Annotated in this window: 27 protein-coding genes; 12 read left to right on the top strand and 15 right to left on the bottom strand. The window is 63.8% G+C overall.

The annotated features are described in order from the left end of the window. Positions 1–168: 168 nt before the first annotated feature. Positions 169–1,107, top strand: coding sequence for an alpha/beta hydrolase (locus AC0NIH_RS02070; RefSeq protein WP_473467003.1), 939 nt, complete (start codon positions 169–171; stop codon positions 1,105–1,107). Positions 1,108–1,128: 21 nt separating this feature from the next. On the opposite strand, the gene AC0NIH_RS02065 is transcribed toward AC0NIH_RS02070, so the two are convergent. From AC0NIH_RS02065 to AC0NIH_RS02045, 5 genes are all read right to left on the bottom strand, one after another. Further along, a complete protein-coding gene (locus AC0NIH_RS02065; protein ID WP_473467005.1) occupies positions 1,129–2,787 on the bottom strand; it encodes an FAD-binding dehydrogenase in 1,659 nt (552 codons plus the stop codon). A 40-nt stretch (positions 2,788–2,827) separates the two neighbouring features. Then, on the bottom strand, positions 2,828–3,814 hold the full coding sequence (locus AC0NIH_RS02060; RefSeq protein WP_473467007.1) for a Gfo/Idh/MocA family protein: 987 nt from the start codon (positions 3,812–3,814) through the stop codon (positions 2,828–2,830). A 141-nt stretch (positions 3,815–3,955) separates the two neighbouring features. Next, complete coding sequence (locus AC0NIH_RS02055) at positions 3,956–4,531, bottom strand: YceI family protein (protein ID WP_473467008.1); 576 nt, start codon at positions 4,529–4,531, stop codon at positions 3,956–3,958. Between the two features lie 68 nt (positions 4,532–4,599). Further along, positions 4,600–5,172, bottom strand: a complete 573-nt coding sequence (locus AC0NIH_RS02050; protein WP_473467010.1) for a cytochrome b — start codon at positions 5,170–5,172, stop codon at positions 4,600–4,602. Between the two features lie 187 nt (positions 5,173–5,359). Next, entirely contained in the window at positions 5,360–6,250 is an 891-nt protein-coding gene (locus AC0NIH_RS02045) for a LysR family transcriptional regulator (RefSeq protein ID WP_473467013.1), read from the bottom strand. A gap of 96 nt (positions 6,251–6,346) precedes the next feature. On the opposite strand from AC0NIH_RS02045, the gene AC0NIH_RS02040 reads away from it, so the two are divergent. Beyond that, on the top strand, positions 6,347–7,342 hold the full coding sequence (locus AC0NIH_RS02040) for an aldo/keto reductase (protein WP_473467015.1): 996 nt from the start codon (positions 6,347–6,349) through the stop codon (positions 7,340–7,342). A gap of 212 nt (positions 7,343–7,554) precedes the next feature. On the opposite strand, the gene AC0NIH_RS02035 is transcribed toward AC0NIH_RS02040, so the two are convergent. From AC0NIH_RS02035 to infC, 7 genes are all read right to left on the bottom strand, one after another. Then, positions 7,555–8,157, bottom strand: coding sequence for a nucleotidyltransferase family protein (locus AC0NIH_RS02035; protein ID WP_473467017.1), 603 nt, complete (start codon positions 8,155–8,157; stop codon positions 7,555–7,557). 94 nt (positions 8,158–8,251) lie between these two features. Continuing rightward, on the bottom strand, positions 8,252–10,660 hold the full coding sequence (pheT, locus tag AC0NIH_RS02030) for a phenylalanine--tRNA ligase subunit beta (protein WP_473467020.1): 2,409 nt from the start codon (positions 10,658–10,660) through the stop codon (positions 8,252–8,254). Positions 10,661–10,703: 43 nt separating this feature from the next. Then, positions 10,704–11,756, bottom strand: a complete 1,053-nt coding sequence (gene pheS / locus AC0NIH_RS02025; protein ID WP_473467082.1) for a phenylalanine--tRNA ligase subunit alpha — start codon at positions 11,754–11,756, stop codon at positions 10,704–10,706. A gap of 187 nt (positions 11,757–11,943) precedes the next feature. Further along, complete coding sequence (gene rplT / locus AC0NIH_RS02020) at positions 11,944–12,345, bottom strand: 50S ribosomal protein L20 (protein WP_006201247.1); 402 nt, start codon at positions 12,343–12,345, stop codon at positions 11,944–11,946. A 92-nt stretch (positions 12,346–12,437) separates the two neighbouring features. Beyond that, positions 12,438–12,641 carry a 50S ribosomal protein L35 gene (gene rpmI / locus AC0NIH_RS02015; RefSeq protein ID WP_006201248.1) on the bottom strand — a complete coding sequence of 68 codons (204 nt, stop codon included), beginning with the start codon at positions 12,639–12,641 and terminating at the stop codon, positions 12,438–12,440. A 182-nt stretch (positions 12,642–12,823) separates the two neighbouring features. Then, complete coding sequence (locus tag AC0NIH_RS02010) at positions 12,824–13,450, bottom strand: methyltransferase family protein (RefSeq protein ID WP_473467022.1); 627 nt, start codon at positions 13,448–13,450, stop codon at positions 12,824–12,826. A 156-nt stretch (positions 13,451–13,606) separates the two neighbouring features. After that, complete coding sequence (infC, locus tag AC0NIH_RS02005) at positions 13,607–14,143, bottom strand: translation initiation factor IF-3 (RefSeq protein ID WP_010912915.1); 537 nt, start codon at positions 14,141–14,143, stop codon at positions 13,607–13,609. A gap of 219 nt (positions 14,144–14,362) precedes the next feature. Here infC and AC0NIH_RS02000 point away from each other — a divergent pair, with 219 nt between their 5' ends. From AC0NIH_RS02000 to AC0NIH_RS01985, 4 genes are all read left to right on the top strand, one after another. Then, positions 14,363–15,130: an alpha/beta hydrolase gene (locus AC0NIH_RS02000; RefSeq protein ID WP_473467025.1), complete on the top strand. Its 768-nt coding sequence runs from the start codon at positions 14,363–14,365 to the stop codon at positions 15,128–15,130. A gap of 5 nt (positions 15,131–15,135) precedes the next feature. After that, complete coding sequence (locus AC0NIH_RS01995) at positions 15,136–16,278, top strand: benzoate/H(+) symporter BenE family transporter (protein WP_473467086.1); 1,143 nt, start codon at positions 15,136–15,138, stop codon at positions 16,276–16,278. 117 nt (positions 16,279–16,395) lie between these two features. Then, positions 16,396–16,878, top strand: a complete 483-nt coding sequence (locus tag AC0NIH_RS01990; protein WP_473467027.1) for a DUF2852 domain-containing protein — start codon at positions 16,396–16,398, stop codon at positions 16,876–16,878. Positions 16,879–16,977: 99 nt separating this feature from the next. Next, positions 16,978–17,736 carry a M48 family metallopeptidase gene (locus AC0NIH_RS01985; protein ID WP_473467029.1) on the top strand — a complete coding sequence of 253 codons (759 nt, stop codon included), beginning with the start codon at positions 16,978–16,980 and terminating at the stop codon, positions 17,734–17,736. Between the two features lie 6 nt (positions 17,737–17,742). Here AC0NIH_RS01985 and AC0NIH_RS01980 read toward each other — a convergent pair whose 3' ends face one another. After that, positions 17,743–17,961, bottom strand: coding sequence for a hypothetical protein (locus tag AC0NIH_RS01980; protein ID WP_023775971.1), 219 nt, complete (start codon positions 17,959–17,961; stop codon positions 17,743–17,745). A 112-nt stretch (positions 17,962–18,073) separates the two neighbouring features. Between AC0NIH_RS01980 and AC0NIH_RS01975 the strand changes: the two genes are divergently transcribed. The 6 genes from AC0NIH_RS01975 to AC0NIH_RS01950 all read left to right on the top strand — a co-directional run bounded on the left by AC0NIH_RS01975 (position 18,074) and on the right by AC0NIH_RS01950 (position 23,719). Then, the gene (locus tag AC0NIH_RS01975) at positions 18,074–18,733 is read left to right on the top strand and encodes a phosphoribosylanthranilate isomerase (RefSeq protein ID WP_473467030.1); all 660 of its coding nucleotides are present in this window, start codon (positions 18,074–18,076) and stop codon (positions 18,731–18,733) included. Between the two features lie 28 nt (positions 18,734–18,761). Continuing rightward, the gene (gene trpB, locus AC0NIH_RS01970; RefSeq protein WP_023765620.1) at positions 18,762–20,012 is read left to right on the top strand and encodes a tryptophan synthase subunit beta; all 1,251 of its coding nucleotides are present in this window, start codon (positions 18,762–18,764) and stop codon (positions 20,010–20,012) included. A 2-nt stretch (positions 20,013–20,014) separates the two neighbouring features. After that, positions 20,015–20,854 carry a tryptophan synthase subunit alpha gene (gene trpA / locus AC0NIH_RS01965; RefSeq protein ID WP_287387470.1) on the top strand — a complete coding sequence of 280 codons (840 nt, stop codon included), beginning with the start codon at positions 20,015–20,017 and terminating at the stop codon, positions 20,852–20,854. Between the two features lie 48 nt (positions 20,855–20,902). Continuing rightward, a complete protein-coding gene (accD, locus tag AC0NIH_RS01960) occupies positions 20,903–21,829 on the top strand; it encodes an acetyl-CoA carboxylase, carboxyltransferase subunit beta (RefSeq protein ID WP_473467032.1) in 927 nt (308 codons plus the stop codon). A 119-nt stretch (positions 21,830–21,948) separates the two neighbouring features. After that, positions 21,949–23,274, top strand: coding sequence for a bifunctional folylpolyglutamate synthase/dihydrofolate synthase (locus AC0NIH_RS01955; protein WP_473467033.1), 1,326 nt, complete (start codon positions 21,949–21,951; stop codon positions 23,272–23,274). Between the two features lie 25 nt (positions 23,275–23,299). Then, positions 23,300–23,719, top strand: coding sequence for a VOC family protein (locus AC0NIH_RS01950; protein WP_473467035.1), 420 nt, complete (start codon positions 23,300–23,302; stop codon positions 23,717–23,719). Between the two features lie 21 nt (positions 23,720–23,740). Here AC0NIH_RS01950 and AC0NIH_RS01945 read toward each other — a convergent pair whose 3' ends face one another. After that, entirely contained in the window at positions 23,741–24,022 is a 282-nt protein-coding gene (locus tag AC0NIH_RS01945) for a cupin domain-containing protein (RefSeq protein WP_473467038.1), read from the bottom strand. A 132-nt stretch (positions 24,023–24,154) separates the two neighbouring features. Then, a complete protein-coding gene (gene trxA / locus AC0NIH_RS01940; protein ID WP_013891648.1) occupies positions 24,155–24,478 on the bottom strand; it encodes a thioredoxin in 324 nt (107 codons plus the stop codon). Positions 24,479–24,503: the final 25 nt, after the last annotated feature.

The raw sequence follows: 24,503 nt of genomic DNA, 5'->3' as shown, positions 1-24,503 counted from the left end.
TCTCCCCCTCAAGGGGGGAGATTGGCTGTTTCGGTCTCGGCGCTCTTCTTGCGACGCAAAAGATTGGCGAAAGCTTTCGCGACATCCAATCTCCCCCCTAGAGGGGGAGATGGCCGGCAGGTCAGAGGGGGGCGCTCGGGCGCTTGCATCACAGATTGGCCTTCTTCCATGACCGACTACAGCACCCTCGTCGACGCCGAGACCTGGGCCTTCATCGAGCGCACCAATTCCTATTACCCGCCAGATACGATCGATTATACGATCGCCGAACAGCGCGCGATCTATGACCGCATGTGCCGGGAATTCTTTGCCGGCTATCCCGAGGGCGTTTTGGTCGAAACCTCGGCCATAGCGACATCGACGCACGAGATTCCGATCCGCATTTACCGAAGCGCGCGCCAAGCTGCGGCGACGGTGCTCTATGTCCATGGCGGCGGCTTCATCCTTGGCGGGCTGGACAGCCATGACGATGTCTGCGCCGAACTCTGCGCCCGCACCGGATATGAGGTGGTCTCGGTCGACTACCGGCTGGCGCCGGAGCACCTGCATCCGGCCGCCTTCGACGATGCCATGAGTGCCTTCGAATGGGCTGCGTCTACCCGCGATTGCCCCATAGTGCTTAGCGGCGACAGCGCTGGCGGCAATCTCTGCGCCGCCGTCAGCCATGCCACGCGCGGCCAAGCAAAACGCCCGTTTGGCCAGGTGCTGATCTATCCCGGCCTCGGTGGCGACCGCTCGCGCGGCTCTTATGTGACGCATGCCGAGGCGCCGATGCTGACGGCGCGCGATATAGAATTCTACAAGCATATCCGCACCGGCGGAGTGGACCGGACCGGCGACATAACGCTGTCGCCGCTCGCCGACGCCGATTTCGCCAACCTGCCGCCGACGGTGCTGATCACCGCGCAGTGCGACCCGCTGTCATCAGACGGCGAGGCCTACCGCGACCGCATCGTCGCGGCGGGCGGACGGGCATATTGGTTCGAGGAGCCGGGACTGGTGCATGGCTATCTCCGGGCCAGGCACACGGTCAGCCGCGCCCGCGCCAGCTTCACCCGGATCGTCGACGCGGTGGCCGCCCTCGGCCAGGGCGCCTGGCTCTGGTGAGCGCAGGCTGGCCACCCAAGTTTACAGTATAGCCGCGGCCGCTGCCCGGCCTGCGCCGCGGCCGGAGAAGATGCAGCCGCCGAGGAAGGTGCCTTCCAGCGCGGCATAGCCATGCACGCCGCCGCCGCCGAAACCGGCGGCCTCGCCAACGGCATAGAGCCCGGCGACCGGCTGGCCATCCTCACCCAGCACGCGGCTGTCGAGATCGGTCTGCAGGCCGCCCAGCGTCTTGCGGGTCAGGATGTTGAGACGCACCGCGATCAGCGGGCCGTTCGCCGGGTCGAGCATCTTGTGCGGCTTGGCCGTGCGGATCAACTTGTCGCCGAGATAGGCCCGCGCGCCGCGCAGCGCGGTGATCTGCATGTCCTTGGAGAACGGGTTGTCCAGCTGTCGGTCGCGGGCGCGGATTTCGCGCTCGACCTCAGCGACTGCGAGCAATGGCTCGCCGCCGGCCAGCGCGTTCATGCGGGCGACCAGCTTCGAAAGATCGGCCTCGACGATGAAGTCCTCGCCCTTCTCCATGAAGGCTTTCACCGGTCCCGGTATGCCCGAGGTGGCGCGTCCGAGAACCTGGCGCCAGCTCTTGCCGGTCAGGTCCGGGTTCTGCTCCGAGCCCGACAGGGCGAACTCCTTCTGGATGATTTTCCTGGTCAGGATGAACCAGGAATAGTCGAAGCCGGTGCTCATGATATGGCTGAGCGTGCCCAGCGTGTCGAAACCGGGATAGAGCGGTACCGGCAGGCGTTTCCCACGGGCATCGAGCCACAGCGACGACGGGCCAGGCAGGATGCGGATGGCGTGATCGGTCCAGATCGGCGCCCAGTTCTTGATGCCCTCGACATAGTGCCACATGCGGTCGCGATTGATGATCGAGCCGCCGGCCTGTTCCGTGATCGCCAGCATGCGGCCGTCAACATGGTCGGGCACGCCGGTGATCATGCGCTTCGGCGCCGCGCCAAGCCGCTTGGGCCAATTTTCCCGGACAAGCTGATGGTTGGCGCCGATGCCGCCGGAAGCGACGATCACCGCTTGTGCATGAAGTTCGAAATCGCCTGATATTTCGCGCGAGCTCCTGTGGCCGCGCTCGACCGTGCTCGGCTCAAGGATATCGCCGCGCACACCGGTGACGGCAGCGCCCGTCCGCGTCAGTTCATTGACGCGGTGACGAAATCTGAAGCTGATCGATCCGCGCTTTTGCGCCTCGCGTACGCGCAGGACGAAAGGTTCGAGCACACCCGGGCCGGTACCCCAGGTGATGTGGAAGCGCGGCACGGAATTGCCGTGACCGATGGCATTGCCGCCGCCGCGCTCGGCCCAGCCGACGACCGGAAAGAACTTCAGACCGCGCTCCATCAGCCAGGAGCGCTTCTCGCCGGCGGCGAAGCCGACATAGGCTTCCGCCCATTTGCGTGGCCAGTCATCTTCCGGCCGGTCGAAAGCGGCGGTGCCCAGCCAGTCCTCGAGCGCCAGATCGTGCGAATCGCGGATGCGCATGCGCCGCTGCTCGGGTGAATCGACGAGGAAAAGCCCGCCGAACGACCAGAACGCCTGACCGCCCAGCGACTGCTCCGGCTCCTGGTCGACGATGATGATCTTCTTGCCGGCCTCGGCAAGTTCGGCGGCCGCAACCAGCCCAGCCAGGCCGGCGCCCACAATGATCACATCCGCATCGTCAGCCATTGCCCCTCCGAGAGTTAGCCGGCTATTTTAATGCAAGCAGCTAGACAGCCTCCCAGCCGTCTTTGCCGCCGGCGCGGAAGATGGCGTCGATGACCTTCTGGTTGAGCACGGACTCCTCCAGTGTGAAGACGCGCTCCTTGCCGCCTTGCGCCGCCCGCGCGAAGGTCTCGACCTCCAGCCGGTATTGCTGCGTGCCCGGAAAGCGGAACACCTGCGCCTCGGTGTGGTTCTGGTTGTGCAGTTCGACGCGGTGATGGTCGTAGAGGCCGGCGTTGAACGGAGAAAAAACCTCGATGAAACCCTTCTCGCCGTGGAACACCATCACCTGCCGCGCCGCCATTTGCGTCGACAAATAGAAGGACAGTTCGAAGTCGCCGAAATCGGCGCGGATCGAGGAGTATATATCGGTGCCGAATTTCTTGTCGCGCTCGACCGTCGCCTGCACGCGCAACGGCTCCTTGCCGGTCGAAAAGCGCGTCGACACGGTCGGATAGACACCGACGTCGGGCAGCGCGCCACCGCCGAGATCGAGCTGGTTGCGCATGTTGTTGGGATCGACATTGTAATAGGAAAACGCCCCCTGCACGTGGCGCAGCCGGCCGATGGCGCCGCTGGCGATGAGGTCGCGCACCTTGATCCACTGCGGATGATAGATGACCATGAACGCCTCGCAGACCAGCACCTTCTTCTGGTCGCGCAGCTTGATCAGCGGCGGGATGTCCTTGGCGTCGAGTGCCAGAGGCTTTTCCACCAGCACATGCTTGCCGGCTTCGATGGCCTTCGCCGTCCATTCGACATGCTGCGAGGTCGGCAGCGGGATGTAGATGCCGTCAATGTCCTTGGAGGCAAGCAGTTCCTCATAGGAGCCGAAGGCATGGTGCGCACCGAAGCGCTCGGCCAGTGCCTTGGCCTTCGACAGGTCGCGGCTGGCGATCGCCGACAGCACGCCGTTCTCCGCCTCGACAATTGCCGGCAACAACTGCTCGCGGCCGATCTTGGCCGTCGACAACACACCCCATCGGAACATCACGCTTCTCCATGTCGATTTTTACAGGCGACGAGGTTTGCCTGAAATCGCCGGAAAAGCCAATGCGATGTGCCGTGGCAACTAACCGCTTACCCCAAGGTCAGCCCCGCTTACCCAGGGTCAGCTCCGCTTACCCCCGGGTCAGCTCCGCTTACCCGTCAGCGACATGTCGAAGTTGACGATGTTGGAATAGAGCGGCGTGCCGACATCCATGCCGTAACGCGACCTCAGCACCTTGCCGGTGACATGGAATTTGATCGTGCCGCCCTTCGACCCATCGAACTCGGCGGTGAACTTTTCCGCGAACGTCTTGCCGCGTGCCGTCAGCCGGCCGGTGACAAGGGCCGATGTGTCGCCGGTGCGGGTCACGCTGGTCGAGCGGAACTGGATCTCCGGGCTGTTGGCCGCATCGAACACAGCGTCGGAGCGCAGGAAGGCATCGATGCGGCCCTGGCCGGTGCCGACGCTTTCCGGATAGATGGTAAAGTCGACCTTGGAGCGCCCGACATCGGAATTGTCGATGCGGATAGTGCCCTTGAAGCGGCCGAAGGCGCCATCGAAGCCCCCGCCACCGGCCTTGCCGATGGTGAAACGGATGCTGGAGGCTGCCGGATTGATCGTATAGCTGCCGGCGGCGTCACCAAGCGAAATGGCCGCTGAAACAGGCATGGCAAGACAAGCGGCAACCGCCGCAAATCCGAAGATGCGTGCATACATGGGGAGTAATCCTTTTTGGAGGCAACGCTGTTCGCGTCCTCGCCCCACCAACGAACCAACTGCCAGTTCTATTCCCGGCCTGACGAAGGCGTGATCATGCGCGTGAGCACGCTGTCGCGCAGCAGGAAGTGATGGCGCAACGCGGCAGCGACATGCAGCGCGACCAGCGCGATGCCGGCATAGGCGAGATACCAATGCACAGATGCCCAGAAGCTTTCGGCAAAGTCGGACTCGGCGAGCGGCAGGTTGGGCATCACGAACAGATTGAACGGCATGGTTGGGATTTCCAGCGTCGAGACCGACACCAATGCCCAGCCCGACAAGGGCAAGGCGATCTGGAAGGCATAGAGCGCCAGATGCGCCATCGGCCCGGCGCGCCGCTCACGGGTGCCGACCGAGGACGGCAAAGCCGGCGCCGAATTGCCCAGCCGCCATGCGATGCGCAGGATGATCAGGCCAAGCAGCAGGAAACCCAGGGATTTGTGCAGTTGGATCAGCTCGAAGGCAGCGCGCTGGCTGGTGAGCCGCACCATGACGAAGCCGAGCCCGAACTGACCGATGAAGATGATCCCGATCAGCCAGTGAATAAGAATGGTTGCCCAGCCGTAGCGGGTTGCGGTGTTGGTGATTGACGCCTGCATGGGAGGCGAACGAACGGCAGGGCAGGTTTCTTCCGGGCGCTCTTCACCCTCCCCTTGTGGGGAGGGTCGATCCGCTCCGCGGATCGGGGTGGGGGTCTTCGTGGGGCACCCCCACCCCGGCTCGCAATCTCCGCTTCGCTCCGACTGCGAGCCGACCCTCCCCACAAGAGGGAAGGTAAGGCGCGCCTCATGCGCTCACCTTGAAGAAATCCACGAAAGCCCTCAGCGCCGGACGCATCTGCCGGCGGCTCGGATAGTAGACGAAGAACCCGTCGAAGGACGGGCACCAGTCCTCCAGCACGCGGATCAACCTGCCGTCGGCGAGCGGCGTGCGGACATAGGGCTCGAAGACGAAGGCCAGCCCGGCGCCGTCGACCGCGGCTTGCGCGATCAGATGGTCCTCGTCGAGGATCAGTGGCCCTTCCACCGCCATCTCGATCTCCTCGCTGCCCTTTTCGAACTCCCAGCGGTAGAGGACGCCGCTGGAGAAGCGGAAGCGGATGCAGCGATGGCCGGCAAGCTCGCGCGGGTGGTGCGGTCTGGGCATCGCTTCGAAATAGGCCGGCGCGCCGACCACCGCACCGCGAATATCCGGCCCGATGCGCACCGCGATCATGTCGCGCTGCAGGCTCTCACCCAGTCGCACGCCGGCATCGAAGCCACCTTCCACCACGTCGGTGAAGCGGTCCTCGACGACGATCTCAAGCACGATGTCGGGATAGGCCGCTGCAAAGGCGCCGAGCCGTGGCGTCAGCACCAGATGTGCTGCCGTGCGCGGCACGCTGAGCCGCAGATTGCCGGCGGGCCGGTCGCGCGCCTCGACCGCCGTCTCCAGAGCCAGGTCGATCTCGGACAGCGCCGGCCGCAGCCGTTCCAGCAATTGCGCGCCTTCTTCGGTGGGCGCGACACTGCGTGTGCTGCGCGACAGGAGGCGAACACCAAGCCGGGCTTCCAGGCTGGACACTGCGTGGCTGACTGCCGACGGCGCGATGGCCAACTCCCTAGCGGCGCCGCGGAAGCTGCCGCATTGGGCGACGGTTGCCAGCACGGCCAGTTGGGAAAGGTTCGCTCGGTTCATTGATCTATATTCTAGAACAGCCCGTGCAAATGAGAGCCGATTACCGAACACAAGGCAAGACGCTATTTGTCCCGCATCGCAACAAGGAGACGCGTTATGCAAACCCGCAAGCTAGGAACTGAATTGAACGTCCACCCCGTCGGCCTCGGCTGCATGGGCATGAGCTTCGCCTATGGCGGCCAGCCGGAGGCTGAAGCGATCGCCACATTGCGCCGCGCCGTCGACATCGGCGTCAATTTCTTCGACACGGCGGAGGTCTACGGCCCCTATGAGAACGAGATTCTGGTCGGCAAGGCGCTGAAGCCGGTGCGCGACAAGGTGACCATCGCCACCAAATTCGGCTTCAAGATCCTGGAGGAAGGTGCCGGTATGGACCGCATGGCCGGCGTCGACAGCCGCCCCGAGCACGTCAAGGCTGTCGCCGAGGCATCGCTGAAGCGGCTCGGCACCGATGTGATCGACCTCTACTACCAGCATCGCGTCGACCCCAGCGTGCCGATCGAAGACACGCTCGGCGCCATGGCCGAACTGGTGCGCGAGGGCAAGGTGCGGGCGCTCGGCCTTTCGGAAGCGAGTGCCGCGACCATCCGCCGGGCGCACGCCGTGCATCCGATCGCGGCCGTGCAGAGCGAATATTCGCTGTGGAGCCGCGATCCGGAAGACGAGGTGTTCGCCGTCTGCCGCGAACTCGGCATCGGCTTCGTTCCCTACAGCCCGCTGGGCCGTGGCCTCCTGACCGGCACGATCGCCAAGCCGGAGACCTTGAGCTCCGACGACTGGCGCCGCACCTTGCCACGCTTCCAGGCCGAGGCGATGGAAGCCAACGCCAAAATTGTCGCCACGCTGGAGAAGATGGCGGCTGAAAAAGGCGTCACCTCCGCGCAGCTGGCGCTCGCCTGGGTGCTGCACCAGGGCGATTTCATCGTGCCGATCCCCGGCGCCCGCAAGATACGTCATCTGGAGCAGAACACGGCGGCGGCCGCGATCGAGCTGAGCGTGGCCGAGGTGGCGACGATCGGTGATGCGCTGTCGCCCGATAAGGTGGTTGGCAAGCGCTACACGGAGGAGTTGCTGGCGCTGGTGAATGGGTGAGGAGCGCTTCGGCGCTCTTGTTGTGAGGCCGGCGCGAGGCGCCCCCCTCTGTCCTGCCGGACATCTCCCCCTCATGGGGGAGATCGGCTTTCCTTTCGGCTTTCGCTAATCGTCAACGTTGAGAGATGTGCGCGGCGGCCAAGCTGTCAATCTCCCCCCTTGAGGGGGAGATGGCCGGCAGGCCAGAGGGGGGCGCCTCGCGTCGACATTCCCTACCAAGGCACCACCGAAATCTCCGGCCAATATTCCTTCGCGCGGCGGCCCTTCGCATCATGCGTTCGCTGGTTATCCATCACCCGGTTGGGCGTGATGCGGAACGAAAAGATATCGTCGAGCCCGAACGGCGCCACAAGCTCCAATTGCCCGTCGGCATCGTATCGCACCCCGACCGCATGGGTTTTCGAGGCAAAATGCCCAACCGAGTCGCTGGAACTCGTATAGCGCGGGCAGGGCTGCCCGAACTTCTGCGGATACCACAGATGCACCCGAGCCTGATTGCGCACCTCGACCGGCAGTGCCAGCCCTTCGAAATGCCGTGCCGCCCGGCGAATGACGGCGTCCTCGGCCTCGTAGGATAAATCCGCATCATCGAAATAGAACAAATCGACATCCTTGATGCCGTAGCCCGATGGCCTGCCGGTCAGATGGTTCCAGACGCTGTTGTAGAGCGCGCCGGAAACCACCAGCCAGTCCGGAAGGTTGAGCGCTCGGGCAGGCACCAGCGCTTCGCGGACGAGCGGATCGGCCGACACGATGTCGAGAAACGCTTCGCGTTGTGTTTCGAACGGCAACCCGGAATGGCGCAGATGGTCCATCGTCTTTTGGAGGACGATTCGCCATCTGCCCGCAATCCATAATTCCTGCGCAATTCCGGACGGAAAACCGCTAAACACTTTTCCTGGAATTGCTTCAGCCGCGCAGAACACCACCGGTCTGCTTGCCGACATTCTCGACGATGCGCTTGGCGAGCGCCTCGAAATCCTCGTCGGTCAGCGTCTTTTCGACCGGCTGGATCGACACTTCGATGGCGATCGATTTCTTGTCGGCGCCGAGCGATGCACCCTCGAAGATGTCGAAGACCGAGACACCAGTGATCAGCTTCTTGTCGGCGGCAAGGGCGGCGCGCACCAGCGTGCCGGCCTCGACGGATCTATCGACGACGAAGGCGAAGTCGCGCTTCACCGCCTGGAAGGCGGAAAGCTCCAGTCTCGGCTTGGTCTTCGTCGGCTTGGCCTTCGGCTCGGGCACGGCGTCGACGAACACTTCGAAGCCGCACAGCGGTCCGGAGGCATCGAGCCCTTCCAGCGTCTTCGGATGGAACTCGCCGAAGGTGCCCAGCACCGTTTTCGGCCCGAGCTTGATCGTGCCGGAGCGGCCGGGATGATACCAGGCCGGACCGCCCGCCTCGATCTGCAGCCGGTCGACCGGCGCGCCGCAGGCTTCGAGCGCCGCGATCGCATCGGCCTTGGCGTCGAACACGCCGACCGGCCCCGAATTGCCGGCCCAGTTGCGGCCAGAGCCGTCGAGCTTGGCGGTGCCGCGGCGCACGCCGGCAGAGACGCGGCGCTGCTGGTCGGCGCCGTCGCCCTCATAGGTGCCCGAGACTTCGAACAGCGCCACGTCGCCGATGCCCTTGTCGGCATTGCGCTGGGCAGCGGCGATCAGCCCCGGCAGCAGCGAGGGCCGCATGTCGGACATATCGGCGGCGATCGGGTTGGCGAGCTTGAGCGCCGTCTGGCCGCCGCCGAACAGCTCGGCATGCCTTGCCGGGATGAACGACCAGGTGACGGCCTCCATCATGCCGCGCACTGCCAATGCGCGCTTGGCCGTGCGGGTGCGCACCTGCAGCGTGGTGAGGATTTTTGCATTGACCGCGTCATGCGCGCCGAGCGGCTGCGGCGCGATGTTGTCGACGCCGTGGATGCGCATCACCTCCTCGACCAGGTCGGCCTTGCCGTCGACATCGGGACGCCAGGAGGGCACGGTGACGTTGACGACATCGCCCGATCCGTCCGCCGTGAAACCGAGGCGCGAGAGGATGCCCAGGCTTTCCGCCCTGGGGACCTCGATCCCGGTCAGGCGCTTGATGTCCGACAGCGGGAAGGAGACCATCTTGGGCTGGTGGCCGGCATAACCGGCCACTTCGATCTCCGTCGGCGTGCCGCCGCAGAAATCGAGCACCAGTTTCGTCGCCAGTTCCACGCCTGGCACCATGAATTCGGGATCGACGCCGCGTTCGAAGCGATAGCGCGCATCGGTGATGATGCCGAGCGTGCGGCCGGTGCGGGCGGTGGTGATCGGATCCCAAAGCGCGGACTCGATCAGCACGTCGGTGGTGTTCTCGTCGCAGCCGGAATGCTCGCCGCCCATGATGCCGGCGATCGATTCGACGCCATCGTCATCCGCGATCACGCACATCTCCGGCGTCAGCGTGTATTCGCGGCCGTCGAGCGCCAGCACTTTTTCGCCATCCTTTGCGCGGCGCACGACGAGATTGCCGGCGACCTTCCTGGCATCGAACACATGCAGCGGCCGGCCACGATCGAAGGTGACGTAATTGGTGATGTCCACCAGCGCGCTGATCGGCCGAAGGCCAATGGCGATCAGCCGCTGCTGCAGCCATTTCGGCGACGGGCCGTTCTTCACGCCCTTGACCAGCCTGAGCGCGAAGCCGGGACAGAGTTCCGGGGCCTCGATCGTCACCTTGACCGGACACATGCCGCTGCCGGCGTGGGGCATGATGGCGCCGCCGACGAGACGGCCGAGCCCGCTTGCCGCCAGATCCCTGGCGATGCCGTAGACGCTGGTCGCATCAGGCCGGTTCGGCGTCAGATTGATCTCGATGACCGGATCGTCGAGATGCGCATAGGTCGCGAAGCTGGTGCCGACCGGCGCATCGGCGGGCAGGTCGATGATGCCGTTATGCTCGTCGGAAAGCTCCAGCTCGCGCTCGGAACACATCATGCCGTGGCTTTCGACGCCCCGGATCTTGCCGATCGTCAGCGTCACGTCGATGCCGGGCACATAGGTGCCGGGCGCGGCAAAGGCGCCGATCAGGCCCGCGCGGGCGTTCGGCGCTCCGCACACCACCTGCACGGGTGGCTTGCCGTCGCCGGTATCGACGGTCAGCACCCGCAGGCGGTCGGCATCGGGGTGCTGCACCGCCGTCAGCACCTTGGCGATGACGAAGGGTTTCAGGCTCGATTTGTCGTCGACATGCTCGACTTCGAGGCCGATCGAGGTCAGCCGCTCGACGATCTCGGCGAGCGTGGCGTCGGTCTCGAGATGATCCTTGAGCCAGGAGAGGGTGAATTTCATGATGCTGTTCCGTAATAGCTGGCAGCAGGAATGTTCAGGGCTGTCACGCGCTCAGGCCTCCGAACAGTGTCGGCATGTCGAGCGGCCTGAAACCGTAATGCGACAGCCAGCGCACGTCGGCATCGAAGAAGGCGCGCAGGTCCGGCATGCCATATTTCAGCATGGCAATGCGGTCGATGCCCATGCCCCAGGCAAAGCCCTGGTACTCGTCCGGATCGAGCCCGCCGGCGCGCAGCACGTTGGGGTGCACCATGCCGCAGCCGAGGATCTCCATCCAGTCGGAGCCTTCGCCGAAGCGCACTTCGCCGGGCCGCGAGCGGTCGCATTGGATGTCGACCTCGAGGCTTGGCTCGGTGAACGGGAAGAAGGACGGCCGGAAGCGCATCTTGACCGAGGGCACCTCGAAGAATGCCTTGCAGAACTCTTCCAGCACCCATTTCATGTTGGCGACGTTCGCCGACTTGTCGATCACCAGCCCCTCGACCTGATGGAACATCGGCGAGTGGGTGGCGTCGGAATCCTGGCGGTAGGTCTTGCCTGGAATGACGATGCGGATCGGCGGCTTCTGCTTCTCCATGGTTCGGATCTGCACCGGGGAGGTGTGGGTGCGCAAAAGCTTGCGCTCGCCCTTCTCGTCCGGCTGGAAGAAGAAGGTGTCGTGCATCTCGCGCGCCGGATGGCCCTCCGGGAAATTCAGCGCGGTGAAATTGTAATAATCGGTCTCGATATCTGGACCTTCCGCGATGGCGAAGCCGAGATCGCCGAAGATCGCCGCGATCTCGTCGATGACCTGGCTGATCGGATGGATGCGGCCGCGCTCGGCCGGCGATTGCCGCACCGGCAGCGTCACATCGACCTTCTCGGAAGCCAGCCGCGCGGCGATCGCCACGTCCTTCAATTCCGCCTTGCGGGCTGTCAGCGCCTCCGTGACGCGGTTCTTGAGGCCATTGATGACAGGGCCTTTGACCTGGCGCTCCTCGGCGGTCATGGCGCCAAGCGTCTTCAGCATTTCGGACACGGTGCCCTTCTTGCCGAAGGCGGCAATGCGCACGGCTTCGATGGCCGGCTCATCGGCGGCCGACGCGATGTCGGCCATCAGGGAATTTTCGAGCGTATCCAAGCCGGTAGTTACGTCGTTCACGGTCAAACTCGCTACGTTGGAAGTCAGCTTTAAAGTGAAAGTCACTTCTAAGTTGAAAGGTCAGGCATAAGAAGAACCCGCGCCAGCCGAGCCAGCGCGGGTTCCCCAAATCAGAATTGCGAATGCTTGGGAAGCGCTGGTCTTAGGCGACAGCGCTTTCAAAAGCGTTCGGCGTGGTGTTCTTCAGATATTCGAGCGCGACCTTGGCCTTGGCGACCAGCGCGGCGAAAGCCTGCGGCTCATGGATGGCCATGTCGGACAGGATCTTGCGATCGATCTCGATGCCGGCCTTGTTGAGGCCGTCGATGAAGCGGCCATAGGTCAGGCCGTGCTCGTGGGTCGCGGCGTTGATGCGCTGGATCCACAGCGCACGGAACGAGCGCTTGCGGTTCTTGCGGTCGCGGTAAGCGTACTGCAGCGACTTTTCCACCGCCTGCTTGGCGATGCGGATGGTGTTCTTGCGGCGGCCGTAGAAGCCTTTGGCGGCTTTCAGGACCTTCTTGTGCTTGGCGTGCGAGGTGACGCCTCTCTTTACGCGTGCCATGTCATGATCTCCTTAAAAGCAATTCCAGGAAAGTGTGTTGCGGTTTTCCGTTCGGAATTGCGTAAAAACAAACGCTGTCCAGACCGAATGCCTCAGAGGCCGTTCGGCAGAAAATTCTTGATGACCTTCTTGCCATCCGGTTCAGCCAGAACCATCGTGCCGCGGGCATTTCGAATGAACTTGTTGGAACGCTTGATCATGCCGTGACGCTTGCCGGCCGCAGCCGACAGGACTTTACCCGTACCTGTGATCTTGAACCGCTTCTTGGCGGCCGACTTGGTCTTCATCTTGGGCATTTTGCTACTCCGTCTCGTTGGCGCACTATCGCGCTTCTTGTTCGCTTCGGGCCGACCAAAGCCCGAAAAGCAAATGAAACCGCCACGGCATGCCCTGCCGGGCGGTTTTCTTGAACGGCGGTCCTATACGTCAAAGCTGGCCTGTGTGCAACACCCACCGCGCCGCGCCTTTGCAGCCTCGGTCAGGGCAGCGTGAACCACACCGGCAGCATGCCCGACTGCTGGGCGCCGTCGATCAGTTCGAACGCCGGCAGCGCAATGAGGAACACCAGGCCATCGAGCAGCGTGGTCAACAGCAGACGCGGCTTGAAGCTACCGGTATCGCCTTCCTGGTAGAGGGAAAGGTTCGGGAAGAAGCGCGGTACCCGCGCCAGATAGGCGGCATAGGGCGCACCGAGCGCTTCCTTGAGGAATTTCTCCTCGCGCAGGATGACGATGTGGAAGGCGCCGGCGCACAGCAGCCCGAACAGGATGATGCCGGAGAACGAGCCGATCTGCGCGCCGACGCCAGCCGCGGCCAGTGTCGAGAACACATAGAGCGGATTGCGGGTGATCGAGTAGGGTCCGCCCGTCACCACCTCGGACGATTTGCGCCCGCCGATATAGAGCGTCGCCCAGAGGCGGCCGACGATGCCGAGGAAGATCAGCAGCACGCCGAACATCTCGATTGTTTCATGCACCGGCGTGTCGGGTGGGAAGGTCGACTGGCCGAAAAGCAGCGCCAGAAACAGCACCACCACGAGCACGGCAAGCACGAGCCGGCGTATCTGCTGGTAATTGCCCAGCCCGTATTTGAGTTCGTTGTCCAAGGGGTGTCCGATCGTCGAGGAGCTTAGCCGGCGATCGCGGCTTTAGCCGAGAAACAGGCGTCCCGCCGATCGCCGGGACGCTCTGCAAGACAATTCAGGCGGATTTGGAGCGCTGGCCACGCCTGACTTTATCGTGATCTCAGATGTTCAGCACACCTAGCGCGGCGCCAGCACCATCATCATCTGGCGGCCTTCGAGCTTCGGCTCGGCCTCGACCTTAGCGATGGTCGCCACTTCTTCGCGCACCTTGTTCAGAAGCTGCATGCCGAGCTCCATATGCGCCATCTCGCGGCCACGGAAGCGCAGCGTCAGCTTGACCTTGTCGCCTTCCTCGAAGAAGCGGCGAACCGCCTTCATCTTGGTCTCGTAGTCGTGGCTGTCGATGTTCGGGCGCATCTTGATCTCCTTGATCTCGATGACCTTCTGATTCTTGCGCGCCTCGGCCGCCTTCTTCTGGTTGGCGTATTTCAACTTGCCGAGATCGAGGATTTTTACGACGGGCGGCACCGCATTGGGCGATATTTCGACGAGATCGAGCCCTGCCTCTTCGGCGAGCAGCAATGCGTCGTTGATGGAAACATCACCGCGGTTCTGGCCTTCTGCGTCGATAAGCTGGACCCGGGGAACCCGGATATCACGGTTGGAGCGCGGCCCATCCTTGGTCGGCGCCGCTGCTTTGAAAGGTCTGCGAATGGTCGTGGTCTCCTTGGCCGTTTCGTTCCGGGTTTTGTCGGTCTGATGTGTGGACGCGTCAATGTGGTGAGCGCGCGGGCGGAGTCAATAGCACAGCATTGACAGAAAATCACCCTGATCGCGGGCCTGCACCAAACAAAGAGCATCGTGAGCACTTTTCGCCACGCCTGTGGCTGTGTCACAAGAACCCCGCGCCGAACAGGGCCCGAGGAAAAAGCCATGACCGCCACGCCCCCAGCCTTTCTGGATGTCGATGGATCGCGCATAGCAGTGCGCCATTCGACGGGTTCCACGCCCGGCATTGTCTGGCTCGGCGGCTACAAGTCGGACATGCTGGGCACGAAGGCTGAGACGCTGTCGGCGTGGGCCGCGAGCGAAGGCCGGGCTTTCCTGCGTCATGACTATTCGGGCCATGGCGAATCCGGCGGCGCCTTTGCCGACGGCACGATTTCGACATGGCTGTCGCAGAGCCTTGCCGTGTTCCGCCATTTCACAAGGGGTAACCAGATACTGGTCGGTTCCTCGATGGGCGCCTGGATCGCGTTGCGCATGGTGCAGGAATTGCGCAAGGCGGGCGACGCAAGCGTCGTCGGTCTGGTGCTGCTGGCGCCGGCGCCGGATTTTACCGCCGAATTGGTCGAACCGGTGCTGACCAAGGCGCAGAAACGCGACCTCGCAAAAAAGGGGTTCTTTGCCGAGCCGTCGGACTATTCCCAGGAACCCTACATCTACACGCGCGCCTTGATCGAGGACGGGCGCGACAACCGGGTGATGACCGGCCCGATCGACACCCATTGCCCGGTTCACATCCTGCAAGGCCTGGCCGATGCGGACGTGCCGTCGAGCCACGCGCTGAAGCTGGTCAGTCTGCTGCCGGCCGATGATGTCACATTGTCGCTGATCCCCGATGGTGACCACCGCCTGTCGCGGCCGCAGGATCTCGACATGCTGGTGCGGTCGGTCAGTGACATGGCCAAGCGGGGCTGATGAGCATGCGCCTTTCCATCCCGATCTCAGCCTTTGTCGCGGCCATCGTCGGCTTTGGCGGCACACTGGCTATCGTCATTGCCGCCGCCCATGCGGTCGGCGCGACGCAAATCCAGACGGCGAGCTGGGTGACGACCATCTGCCTTGCCATGGCAATCGAGAGCCTGTGGCTGTCCTGGCGCACGAAAATGCCCGTCATCACCGCATGGTCGACGCCGGGCCTGGCGCTGATGGCGGCGTCGAGCGGTTTTTCGATCGGCGAGGCCGTCGCCGCCTTCATCGTCACCGCCATCCTGTTGATCGCCACCGGCCTGTTCAAGCCGTTGACGCAGCTGATCTCCAGGATACCCCCCTCGGTTGCCTCCGGCATGCTGGCCGGCATCGTCGTCACCTTCGCCCTCAACGCGGTCAAGACCGTTCCCGTCGACCCCTGGCTGATCCTGCCGCTGATCGCGGCCTTCTTCGTCATCCGCCTGTTCAACCCGGCGCTGTCGGTGCTGGCGGTGCTGATCGGTGGCGGTCTCGCCGCCTTCTTGACCGGCCGTGTCGGCGGCCTGCCGACACCCGAATTGTCGACGCTGACGCTGATCGCGCCCGATTTCACCGCCAAGGCGATGATCGGCCTGGCGCTGCCGCTCTATCTCGTCACCATGGCCTCGCAGAACCTGTCGGGCCTCGCCGTGCTGCGCGCCGCCGGCTACCACCCCGAGCCCGGCCCGCTGATCGGCGTCACCGGCTTGTTTTCGCTGCTGTCGGCGCCGTTTGGCGGCTCGACCACCAATCTGGCGGCGATTTCGGCGGCGATCTGCACCGGGCCGGACGTTCACCCCGACCCAGCCGAGCGCTGGAAGACCGGGCCGTTCTATGCGCTCGCCTATCTCATCTTCGCGATTTTCGGCGCCTCGCTGGTGGCGATCTTCGCCGTCCTGCCGCAGAGCCTGATCGTGCTGGTGGCAGGGCTCGCGCTGATGGCGTCGCTCGCCAACGCGCTGGCGATCGCATTGAAGGACGAGGGGCAGCGCATGGCCGCCACGGTCACTTTCGTCGTCACCGCCTCGGGGCTGACACTGTTCGGCGTCGGCGCCGCATTCTGGGGGCTGATTGCCGGCCTGGTCGTGCTTTTCCTCGATACGCTCAATAAGCGATAATAATTTCAGTCCCTTGTCCGGTTTTGGCGGACATTGTCTTGAATCGCCGTTTTTGCCTTCCCATTTCGATTCCACGCAGCCGGTCCTGGCTGTCTCCAACCGAAGGAATGGGAGAAAATGAACACATCTGCATTGATCCGCCCGGCCTGGACGCCGGCGACCATCGCCTTGATGGTGATCGGCTTCATGGTGTTCTGGCCGCTCGGCTTCGCCATGCTCGCCTACATCATCTGGGGCGACCGGCTCGACGGCTTCAAGCGTGACGTCAACCGCGCGACCGACGGCATCTTCGCCGGCTGCCGCCGTGGTTCCGACAAGGCCGCGCGCTGGGGCAACGGCTCCGCCCGCACCGGCAACGTCGCTTTCGACGACTGGCGCGAAAAGGAACTTGAGCGCTTGAACGAAGAGCGCCGCAAGCTCGACGAGATGCTGACGCAGTTCGACGAGTATGCCCGCGAATTGCGCCGCGCCAAGGACCAGGACGAGTTCGATCGCTTCATGGCGAACCGCAACAAGTCGACTGCCCCGACGAAGACCGATCCGAGCACCGGAACGACCCCCACCAAGCGTGGCAAAGGTTCGAACCTGCTCGACGACTGAAGCCTAGCGACAGGGCCAAGGTATGATGACGGCGTCGCGTGAGCGGCGCCGTTTCTTTTTTGTTCTATTCGTTTTTCTCGAATCGCGTATCGTCCCGCCATGACCATCGGATTCTTTCGCAATCTGACGAAGCCCAAGCCCACGCCCGCCGTGGAGCGGGAATATTGTGTCGCCGGCCGCACGCTGCCGCTCAAGATCGTCGAGAGCGCCAGGGCGCGGCGCCTGACGCTGCGCATCGATTCCGGCGGCCAGGGCCTGCGCATCACCGTTCCGCCGGGCCTGCGCCGCGGCGAGGTGGACCGGTTCCTCGAGCGCCATCAGGACTGGCTGGAGCAGCGGCTGGCCAAGGTGCCGACCCGGCCGCAGGTGCGGCCCGGCATCAGGATCCCGATACGCGGCGTGCCGCACCGCATCGTCCATGAGCCGTCGAAGCGCGGCACCATCACGGTGTCGCGCGACGAGCGCGGCCCGCTGCTCATCGTGCATGGCGACCGGATCCACCTGCCGCGCCGCATCGCCGATTTCTTGAAGCGCGAGGCCAAGAAGGAGATCGAGAAGCTGGTGGTCAAGCACACCGGGGCGCTCGGCAAGCGTGCCAAGGCGATCCGCTACAAGGATACCTCCAGCCGCTGGGGTTCATGCACCTCGGAGGGCAACCTGTCCTTCTCGTGGCGCATCATGATGGCGCCGCAGCCCGTCATAAACTATCTCGTCGCCCATGAGGTGGCGCATCTCAAGGAGATGAACCACGGTCCGAAATTCTGGAAATTGTGCGAGAAACTCTGCCCCGACACCGACCGCTGCAAGGATTGGCTGAAGCGCAATGGCGGGGCGCTGCAGGCGATCATGTTCGAGTAGGCTGCCTCAATCGTCGTTCGCCGCATTGAGCTCATCCGGCCGCAGCCCCTCGTCGCCATGATGCGGCCAGGGCAGGAAGTCGCGGTCGAAGGCGTCGCTGCCGAAATAATCCAGCGCCCGGTGCGCCTCGGCGCCGTTGAAGGCGGCCTTGTCTATCAGGTGGGCGATGACCTCGCGCGCCTGCACGATCTTCTGCCTCAATTCGGCAACGGTTCTGTCGGCCATGATTGTGCTCCCGCCTGGCATTCACTCCATCCATAGGTAGCGCCTTTGGCGTTCCCGGCAAACAGCATGCTTTTTCTCGACTCTTGGCGCGTTTCATGCCAATTCCCGCGTCATGGCGCTCGACATCAAGATCTGCGGCTTGAAGACCGACCAGGCAATGGCCGCGGCCCTTGCCGGCGGTGCCAGTCATGTCGGCTTTATTTTCTTTGCCAAGAGCCCGCGCTATCTCGAACCGGCCGAGGCCGGTCGTCTGCGCGAAGCCGCGCGCGGCAAGGCCTTGGCCGTCGCCGTGACGGTTGACGCCGGCGACGGCTTCCTGGACGAGATCGTCGCCAAAATGCAGCCCGACATGCTGCAGCTGCACGGTTCGGAAACGCCCGAGAGGGTGGCCGAGGTCAAGGCCCGCCATGGCCTGCCGGTGATAAAGGCGCTGCCGCTCAGCGAGGCCGCCGATCTCGACCGGATAATGCCGTTCATCGGCGTCGCCGACCGGTTCCTGTTCGACGCCAAGCCGCCAAAAGGTTCCGAGCTGCCGGGCGGCAACGGCGTCACCTTCGACTGGCGCATTCTCGCCGGCCTTGACGCCGGCGTCGATTACATGCTTTCCGGTGGGCTCAACGCCGCCAATATCGGTGATGCCCTTCGCCTTGCCAATCCGCCCGCAATAGACATTTCCTCGGGCGTGGAAAGCGCGCCGGGCGTCAAGGATCCGGCGCTGATCGAACAGTTTTTCCGGGCCGTCAGGGCAGCACGCGACGATCGCGCCGCCTGAACAACTCTTTCAAACCAGGAGATCGGCGATGAACAAGCCGGCGACACCCAATTCCTTCCGCACCGGTCCCGACGAACAGGGCATGTTCGGCATCTTCGGCGGTCGTTTCGTTGCCGAAACGTTGATGCCATTGATCCTCGACCTCGAACGGCATTGGAACGAGGTCAAGAACGATCCGGAGTTCAGGGCTGAACTGACGGATCTTTCGACCCACTATGCCGGGCGGCCGTCGAAACTCTATTTCGCCGAAGGCCTGACCAGGCATCTTCGCGAGGTTTCCGCGGCGAAGGGCCTCGGCGGCGGCGCAAAGGTCTATTTCAAGCGCGAGGACCTGAACCACACCGGTTCGCACAAGATCAACAACTGCCTCGGCCAGATCCTGCTCGCCAAGCGCATGGGCAAGAAGCGCATCATCGCCGAGACCGGCGCCGGCCAGCACGGCGTCGCGTCCGCCACCGTCGCCGCCCGCTTCGGCTTTCCCTGCGTCGTCTACATGGGCGCCACCGACGTCGCCCGCCAAAGCCCCAACGTCTTCCGCATGAAGCTGCTCGGGGCCGAAGTGCGGCCGGTGACAGCCGGCCACGGCACGCTGAAGGACGCCATGAACGAGGCCCTTCGCGATTGGGTGACCAATGTCGAGGATACCTATTACCTGATCGGCACCGCCGCCGGCCCGCATCCCTATCCGGAGCTGGTGCGCGACTTCCAGTCGGTCATCGGCACCGAGGCGCGCGCGCAGATCCTCGAACAGGAAGGCCGGCTGCCGGATACCATCATCGCGGCTGTCGGCGGCGGCTCCAATGCCATCGGCCTGTTCCATCCCTTCCTCGACGACAAGGAGGTCCGCATCATCGGCATCGAAGCCGGCGGACGCGGTCTCGACGGCATCGAGCATTGCGCCTCGATGAACGCCGGCGCGCCGGGCGTGCTGCACGGCAACCGCACCTACCTCCTGCAGAATGCCGACGGCCAGATCATGGACGGCCATTCGATCTCGGCCGGTCTCGACTATCCCGGCGTCGGCCCCGAGCATTCCTGGCTGCGCGACTCCGGCCGCGTCGACTATGTGCCGATCCTCGACGACGAGGCGCTGGAGGCCTTCAAGCTGACGACGCGGGTCGAAGGCATCATCCCGGCGCTGGAATCCGCGCACGCCATTGCGCATGCGGTGAAGATCGTGCCCGCCATGGACAAGGACCAGATCGTCATCGTCAACCTGTCCGGCCGTGGCGACAAGGACGTGCACACGGTTGCCTCGATGCTGGGTATGGAGATCTGATCATGGTGACCCGCATCGACCGCCGCATGGCAAAACTGAAAGCCGAAGGCCGCCCGGCGCTCGTCACCTATTTCATGGGCGGCGACCCCGACTACGACACCTCCCTGTCGATCATGAAGGCGCTGCCCAAGGCCGGCGCCGACATCATCGAGCTCGGCATGCCGTTTTCCGATCCGATGGCCGATGGCCCGGCGATCCAGGCGGCAGGCCTGCGTGCGCTGAAAGGCGGCCAGACGCTGGTCAAGACGCTGAAGATGGCGTCGGACTTCCGCTCCGGTGACAATGAAACGCCGATCGTGCTGATGGGCTATTACAACCCGATCTACATCTACGGCGTCGATCGCTTCCTCAAGGACGCCATCGCCAGCGGCATCGATGGGTTGATCGTCGTCGACCTGCCGCCGGAGATGGATGAGGAACTCTGCATTCCGGCGCTGAAAGCCGGCATCAACTTCATCCGCCTGGCGACGCCGACCACCGACGACAAGCGCCTGCCCAAGGTGCTGCAGAACACGTCGGGTTTCGTCTACTACGTGTCGATGACCGGGATCACCGGCTCGGCGCTCGCCGATACCGGCAAGGTGGCGGCGGCTGTCCAGCGCATCAAGGGCCATACAGACCTGCCGGTCTGCGTCGGCTTCGGCGTCAAGACCGCCGAGCAAGCGCGTGTCATCGGCGCCAATGCCGATGGCGTCGTCGTCGGCACGGCGATCGTCAACGCTGTCGCCAATGTGCTGGGGCCGAAGGGCGAGAAGACCGCCGACCCGGCCGAGGCCGTCGCCACGCTGGTCAGCGGGCTGGCGCAAGGCGTGCGCTCGGCCCGCCTTGCTGCCGCCGAATAGTTTCCCTACGTCTTTACCCAACTCTTCGTCAGGACAGGAGCCGAAGCGATGAACTGGATCACCAATTACGTTCGCCCGAAGATCAATTCGATGCTCGGCCGGCGCACCGACATGCCCGAGAATCTCTGGATCAAGGATCCCGAGACCGGTGAGATGGTGTTCCACAAGGACCTGGAGTCCAACCAGTTCGTCATCCCGTCCTCCGGCCACCACATGAAGATCTCGGCCAAGGAGCGGCTGAAATACTTCCTCGATGACGGCAAGTACGAGCAGCTCGAAAACCCCAAGGTGGTGCAGGACCCGCTGAAGTTCCGCGACGAGAAGCGCTACACCGACCGGTTGAAGGACGCCAAGGCCAAGACCGGCCTGGAAGATGCGATCGTCAACGCGCTGGGCACCGTCGGAGGGCTGCCGGTGGTGGTGACGGTGCAGGACTTCGCCTTCATGGGCGGCTCGCTCGGCATGGCGGCGGGCGACGCCATCGTGCACGCTTTCGAGGTCGCCTTGCAGCGCAAGCGGCCGCTGATCCTGTTCGCCGCCTCCGGCGGCGCCCGCATGCAGGAAGGCATTTTGTCCCTCATGCAATTGCCGCGCACCACGGTCGGTGTCGACCGGCTGAAGGAAGCCGGCCTTCCCTACATCGTCGTCTTGACCAACCCGACCACCGGCGGCGTCACCGCTTCCTATGCCATGCTGGGCGACGTGCACATCGCCGAACCCGGCGCGCTGATCGGCTTTGCCGGGCCGCGCGTCATCGAACAGACCATCCGCGAGAAACTGCCGGACGGCTTCCAGCGCTCCGAATATCTGATGGAGCACGGCATGGTCGATATGGTGGTGTCGCGGCTGGAACTGCGCCAGACCATCTCACGGCTGTTGAAGATGCTGCTCAAGATGCCGGAAGAGCAAAAGCCGCTGGAGCCGGAAATCCTGCCACCGGCGGTGGTCTCCGCGGAAGCTCGGCCTCAGGCCTGACGCGACACGACACGCCGCGACCGTGATTGCACGAGGGCAGTTGCGCGCTGTAGCCTTCTGATTGCCATGGCCATTCCGGAATCGATTCTGGTTCTCGGGCCATGCTCGGGGAATCTGTCATGACGACGCTCGCCGCCGATCGCGAAATCGAAGCCCTGATGGCGCTTCACCCGAAAGGCTTCGACCTTTCGCTCGACCGCATCACGCGGCTCTTGGAGCGGCTTGGCAACCCGCAGGATCTGCTGCCGCCGGCCATCCATATCGCCGGTACCAACGGCAAGGGCTCCTGCGCCGCCTTCTCGCGGGCGCTGCTTGAGGCTTCCGGCCGTCTCGTCCACGTCCACACCTCGCCGCATCTGGTCAGCTGGCACGAGCGCTACCGGCTTGCCGCCGAGGGTGGCGGCAGGCTGGTCGACGACGATGTCTTCGCCGAGGCCATCGCCCGCGTCGCCAAGGCCAATGACGGCCAGAAGATCACCGTCTTCGAGATCCTCACCGCCGTCACCTTCATCCTGTTTTCCGAACACCCGGCCGAAGCCGCCATCATCGAGGTCGGCCTCGGCGGCCGCTTCGACGCCACCAATGTCGTGGAGAGGCCCGCCGTGTCGGTGATCATGCCGGTGTCGATGGACCATGAGGCCTATCTCGGCGACCGGGTCGAGCTGATCGCCGCCGAAAAGGCCGGCATCATGAAGCGCGGTTGCCCGGTGGTGATCGGCGCGCAGGAAAGCGAGACGGCGCTGCAGGTGCTGATCGAAACCGCCGAGCGGCTGGAATGCCCGACCTTCGTCTACGGCCAGGATTTCCTCGCCTTCGAGGAAAACGGCCGCATGGTCTATCAGGACGAGGACGGGCTGATGGACCTGCCGCTGCCGCGCCTGCCCGGGCGCCACCAGGTCGCCAACGCGGCGGCGGCGATCGCCGCGGTCAAGGCAGCCGGCTTCGAGATCAGCCACCGCGCCGCCGAAAAGGCGATGGCCACCGTCGCCTGGCCCGGCCGTATGCAGAAACTGGCGCAGGGCCGGCTGGCGGAGCTGGCGCCAAGGGGCGCCGACATCTGGCTCGACGGCGGTCACAATCCGGGCGCCGGCGTGGTCGTTGCCGAGGCACTGGCCGAACAGGAAGAAAAGAACCCGCGTCCGCTGTTTCTCATCTCGGGTATGATCAACACCAAGGACCAGAGTGGCTATTTCCGTGCCTTCAAGGGCCTCGTCCGGCATGTCTACACCGTGCCGGTGAATACGAGCGATGCCGGCGTGCCGAATGACGAACTGGCGATCCGCGCCACGGAAGCCGGGTTGACGGCCGAGCCGATGAGTTCCGTTGCCAACGCGCTGATGCTGCTGCGCGACACCTGGGACGGTCCGCCGCCGCGTATCCTGATCGGCGGCTCGCTCTATTTGGCCGGCGCGGTGTTGGACGAGAACGGCACGCCACCGACCTGAGGCCATTCACTGCGAGGAGCCAGTCATGATCAAGGTCAAGCAGCTCGCCCATGTCTGCATCTTCGCGCATGACCTCGAAGCGACGCGGAGCTTCTATCGCGACGTGCTCGGCCTCGACACGCAGTTCAACTTCCTGCGCGACGGCAAGGTGTTCGGCTTCTATCTCAATTGCGGCGGCCGCAGCCATGTCGAGGTGTTCCAGAAGGATGGCACTGCATACAGCGAGCAGAACCAGATCAACCACTTCTGCCTTGAGGTGGAAAACATCGACGCGGCGATTGCCCATATCAAGTCAAAGGGCATCGAGGTCACGGCCAAGAAACACGCCTGCGACAGCACCTACCAGGCCTGGATCCGCGATCCCAACGGGGTGAAGATCGAGCTGTTTGAATACACCGACGAAAGCGCGCAATTCGTCGGTGGCGACCGCATCGCCGACTGGTGATCGCTCAGCGTTGCGACCGGCTTATTTCAGCTCGACCTCGATAAACGCGTACTCGCCGTCATTGGCGTTGATGACATCGTGTTCGACGCCCTCCTTGCGGAAATAGGGTGAGCCCTTCTTCATTTCGGCGAAGGTTTCGCCATCCTTGGTCACCAGTTTCACCTTGCCGTCCATCAACGGCACCACGACATAGTCGTGGCCATGGCGGTGCCAGCCGGTGTTGTCGCCCGGCTGGAAGCGGTATTCGGTGACGATGACGCGCTCATTATCGATGAAGACGGTAGCCTTGGCGGATCCGGTCATGACGTTCTCCCTCTATCTGTTGCCAACAGAAGACATGGAGTGCCCGGACGTGAGGGCCAGAGAAGCCCAGCGATGACGCCAACAAAAAGCCCGGCGCGAGGCCGGGCTTTTCAATCCGAATTTTTCCGGAGGTCAGGCGAGGCTGCCGTTGATCCAGTGCGAGAGCGCGGTCTTGGGCGCGGCACCAACCTTCATGTCGGCCACTTCGCCGCCCTTGAAGATCATCAGCGTCGGGATCGAGCGCACGCCGAACTGCGCGGCGAGTTCGGGGTTCTCATCGATGTTGAGCTTGGCGATCTTCACTTTAGCGCCAAGTTCGGTGGCGATGTCTTCGAGCGCCGGAGCGATCATCTTGCAGGGACCGCACCATTCCGCCCAGAAATCGACGACGACCGGTACGTTGGCGTTAAGCACATCGGCCTGGAAATTGCTCTTGTCGACCTTGACCGTAGTCATGCGGAAAATCCTTTCGAAAGTTTTC

It is taken from the genome of Mesorhizobium sp. WSM1386 (assembly GCF_055901595.1).
This window is presented reverse-complemented; position numbering and strand designations above follow the sequence as displayed.

Bases quoted from the DNA above. Each gene is read 5' to 3' on its own strand.
- AC0NIH_RS02050 (WP_473467010.1), bottom strand. From the start codon at position 5,172: ATGCAGGCGTCAATCACCAACACCGCAACCCGCTACGGCTGGGCAACC.
- trpB (WP_023765620.1), top strand. From the start codon at position 18,762: ATGAACAAGCCGGCGACACCCAATTCCTTCCGCACCGGTCCCGACGAA.
- accD (WP_473467032.1), top strand. From the start codon at position 20,903: ATGAACTGGATCACCAATTACGTTCGCCCGAAGATCAATTCGATGCTC.
- AC0NIH_RS01975 (WP_473467030.1), top strand. From the start codon at position 18,074: ATGGCGCTCGACATCAAGATCTGCGGCTTGAAGACCGACCAGGCAATG.
- AC0NIH_RS01985 (WP_473467029.1), top strand. From the start codon at position 16,978: ATGACCATCGGATTCTTTCGCAATCTGACGAAGCCCAAGCCCACGCCC.
- AC0NIH_RS02000 (WP_473467025.1), top strand. From the start codon at position 14,363: ATGACCGCCACGCCCCCAGCCTTTCTGGATGTCGATGGATCGCGCATA.
- AC0NIH_RS02070 (WP_473467003.1), top strand. From the start codon at position 169: ATGACCGACTACAGCACCCTCGTCGACGCCGAGACCTGGGCCTTCATC.
- AC0NIH_RS02055 (WP_473467008.1), bottom strand. From the start codon at position 4,531: ATGTATGCACGCATCTTCGGATTTGCGGCGGTTGCCGCTTGTCTTGCC.
- AC0NIH_RS01995 (WP_473467086.1), top strand. From the start codon at position 15,136: ATGCGCCTTTCCATCCCGATCTCAGCCTTTGTCGCGGCCATCGTCGGC.
- AC0NIH_RS01990 (WP_473467027.1), top strand. From the start codon at position 16,396: ATGAACACATCTGCATTGATCCGCCCGGCCTGGACGCCGGCGACCATC.
- pheT (WP_473467020.1), bottom strand. From the start codon at position 10,660: ATGAAATTCACCCTCTCCTGGCTCAAGGATCATCTCGAGACCGACGCC.
- trxA (WP_013891648.1), bottom strand. From the start codon at position 24,478: ATGACTACGGTCAAGGTCGACAAGAGCAATTTCCAGGCCGATGTGCTT.
- AC0NIH_RS02065 (WP_473467005.1), bottom strand. From the start codon at position 2,787: ATGGCTGACGATGCGGATGTGATCATTGTGGGCGCCGGCCTGGCTGGG.
- AC0NIH_RS01950 (WP_473467035.1), top strand. From the start codon at position 23,300: ATGATCAAGGTCAAGCAGCTCGCCCATGTCTGCATCTTCGCGCATGAC.
- AC0NIH_RS01955 (WP_473467033.1), top strand. From the start codon at position 21,949: ATGACGACGCTCGCCGCCGATCGCGAAATCGAAGCCCTGATGGCGCTT.
- AC0NIH_RS02040 (WP_473467015.1), top strand. From the start codon at position 6,347: ATGCAAACCCGCAAGCTAGGAACTGAATTGAACGTCCACCCCGTCGGC.
- AC0NIH_RS01980 (WP_023775971.1), bottom strand. From the start codon at position 17,961: ATGGCCGACAGAACCGTTGCCGAATTGAGGCAGAAGATCGTGCAGGCG.
- AC0NIH_RS02035 (WP_473467017.1), bottom strand. From the start codon at position 8,157: ATGGACCATCTGCGCCATTCCGGGTTGCCGTTCGAAACACAACGCGAA.
- rpmI (WP_006201248.1), bottom strand. From the start codon at position 12,641: ATGCCCAAGATGAAGACCAAGTCGGCCGCCAAGAAGCGGTTCAAGATC.
- rplT (WP_006201247.1), bottom strand. From the start codon at position 12,345: ATGGCACGCGTAAAGAGAGGCGTCACCTCGCACGCCAAGCACAAGAAG.
- pheS (WP_473467082.1), bottom strand. From the start codon at position 11,756: ATGGCCGACATCGCGTCGGCCGCCGATGAGCCGGCCATCGAAGCCGTG.
- trpA (WP_287387470.1), top strand. From the start codon at position 20,015: ATGGTGACCCGCATCGACCGCCGCATGGCAAAACTGAAAGCCGAAGGC.
- AC0NIH_RS01945 (WP_473467038.1), bottom strand. From the start codon at position 24,022: ATGACCGGATCCGCCAAGGCTACCGTCTTCATCGATAATGAGCGCGTC.
- AC0NIH_RS02060 (WP_473467007.1), bottom strand. From the start codon at position 3,814: ATGTTCCGATGGGGTGTGTTGTCGACGGCCAAGATCGGCCGCGAGCAG.
- AC0NIH_RS02045 (WP_473467013.1), bottom strand. From the start codon at position 6,250: ATGAACCGAGCGAACCTTTCCCAACTGGCCGTGCTGGCAACCGTCGCC.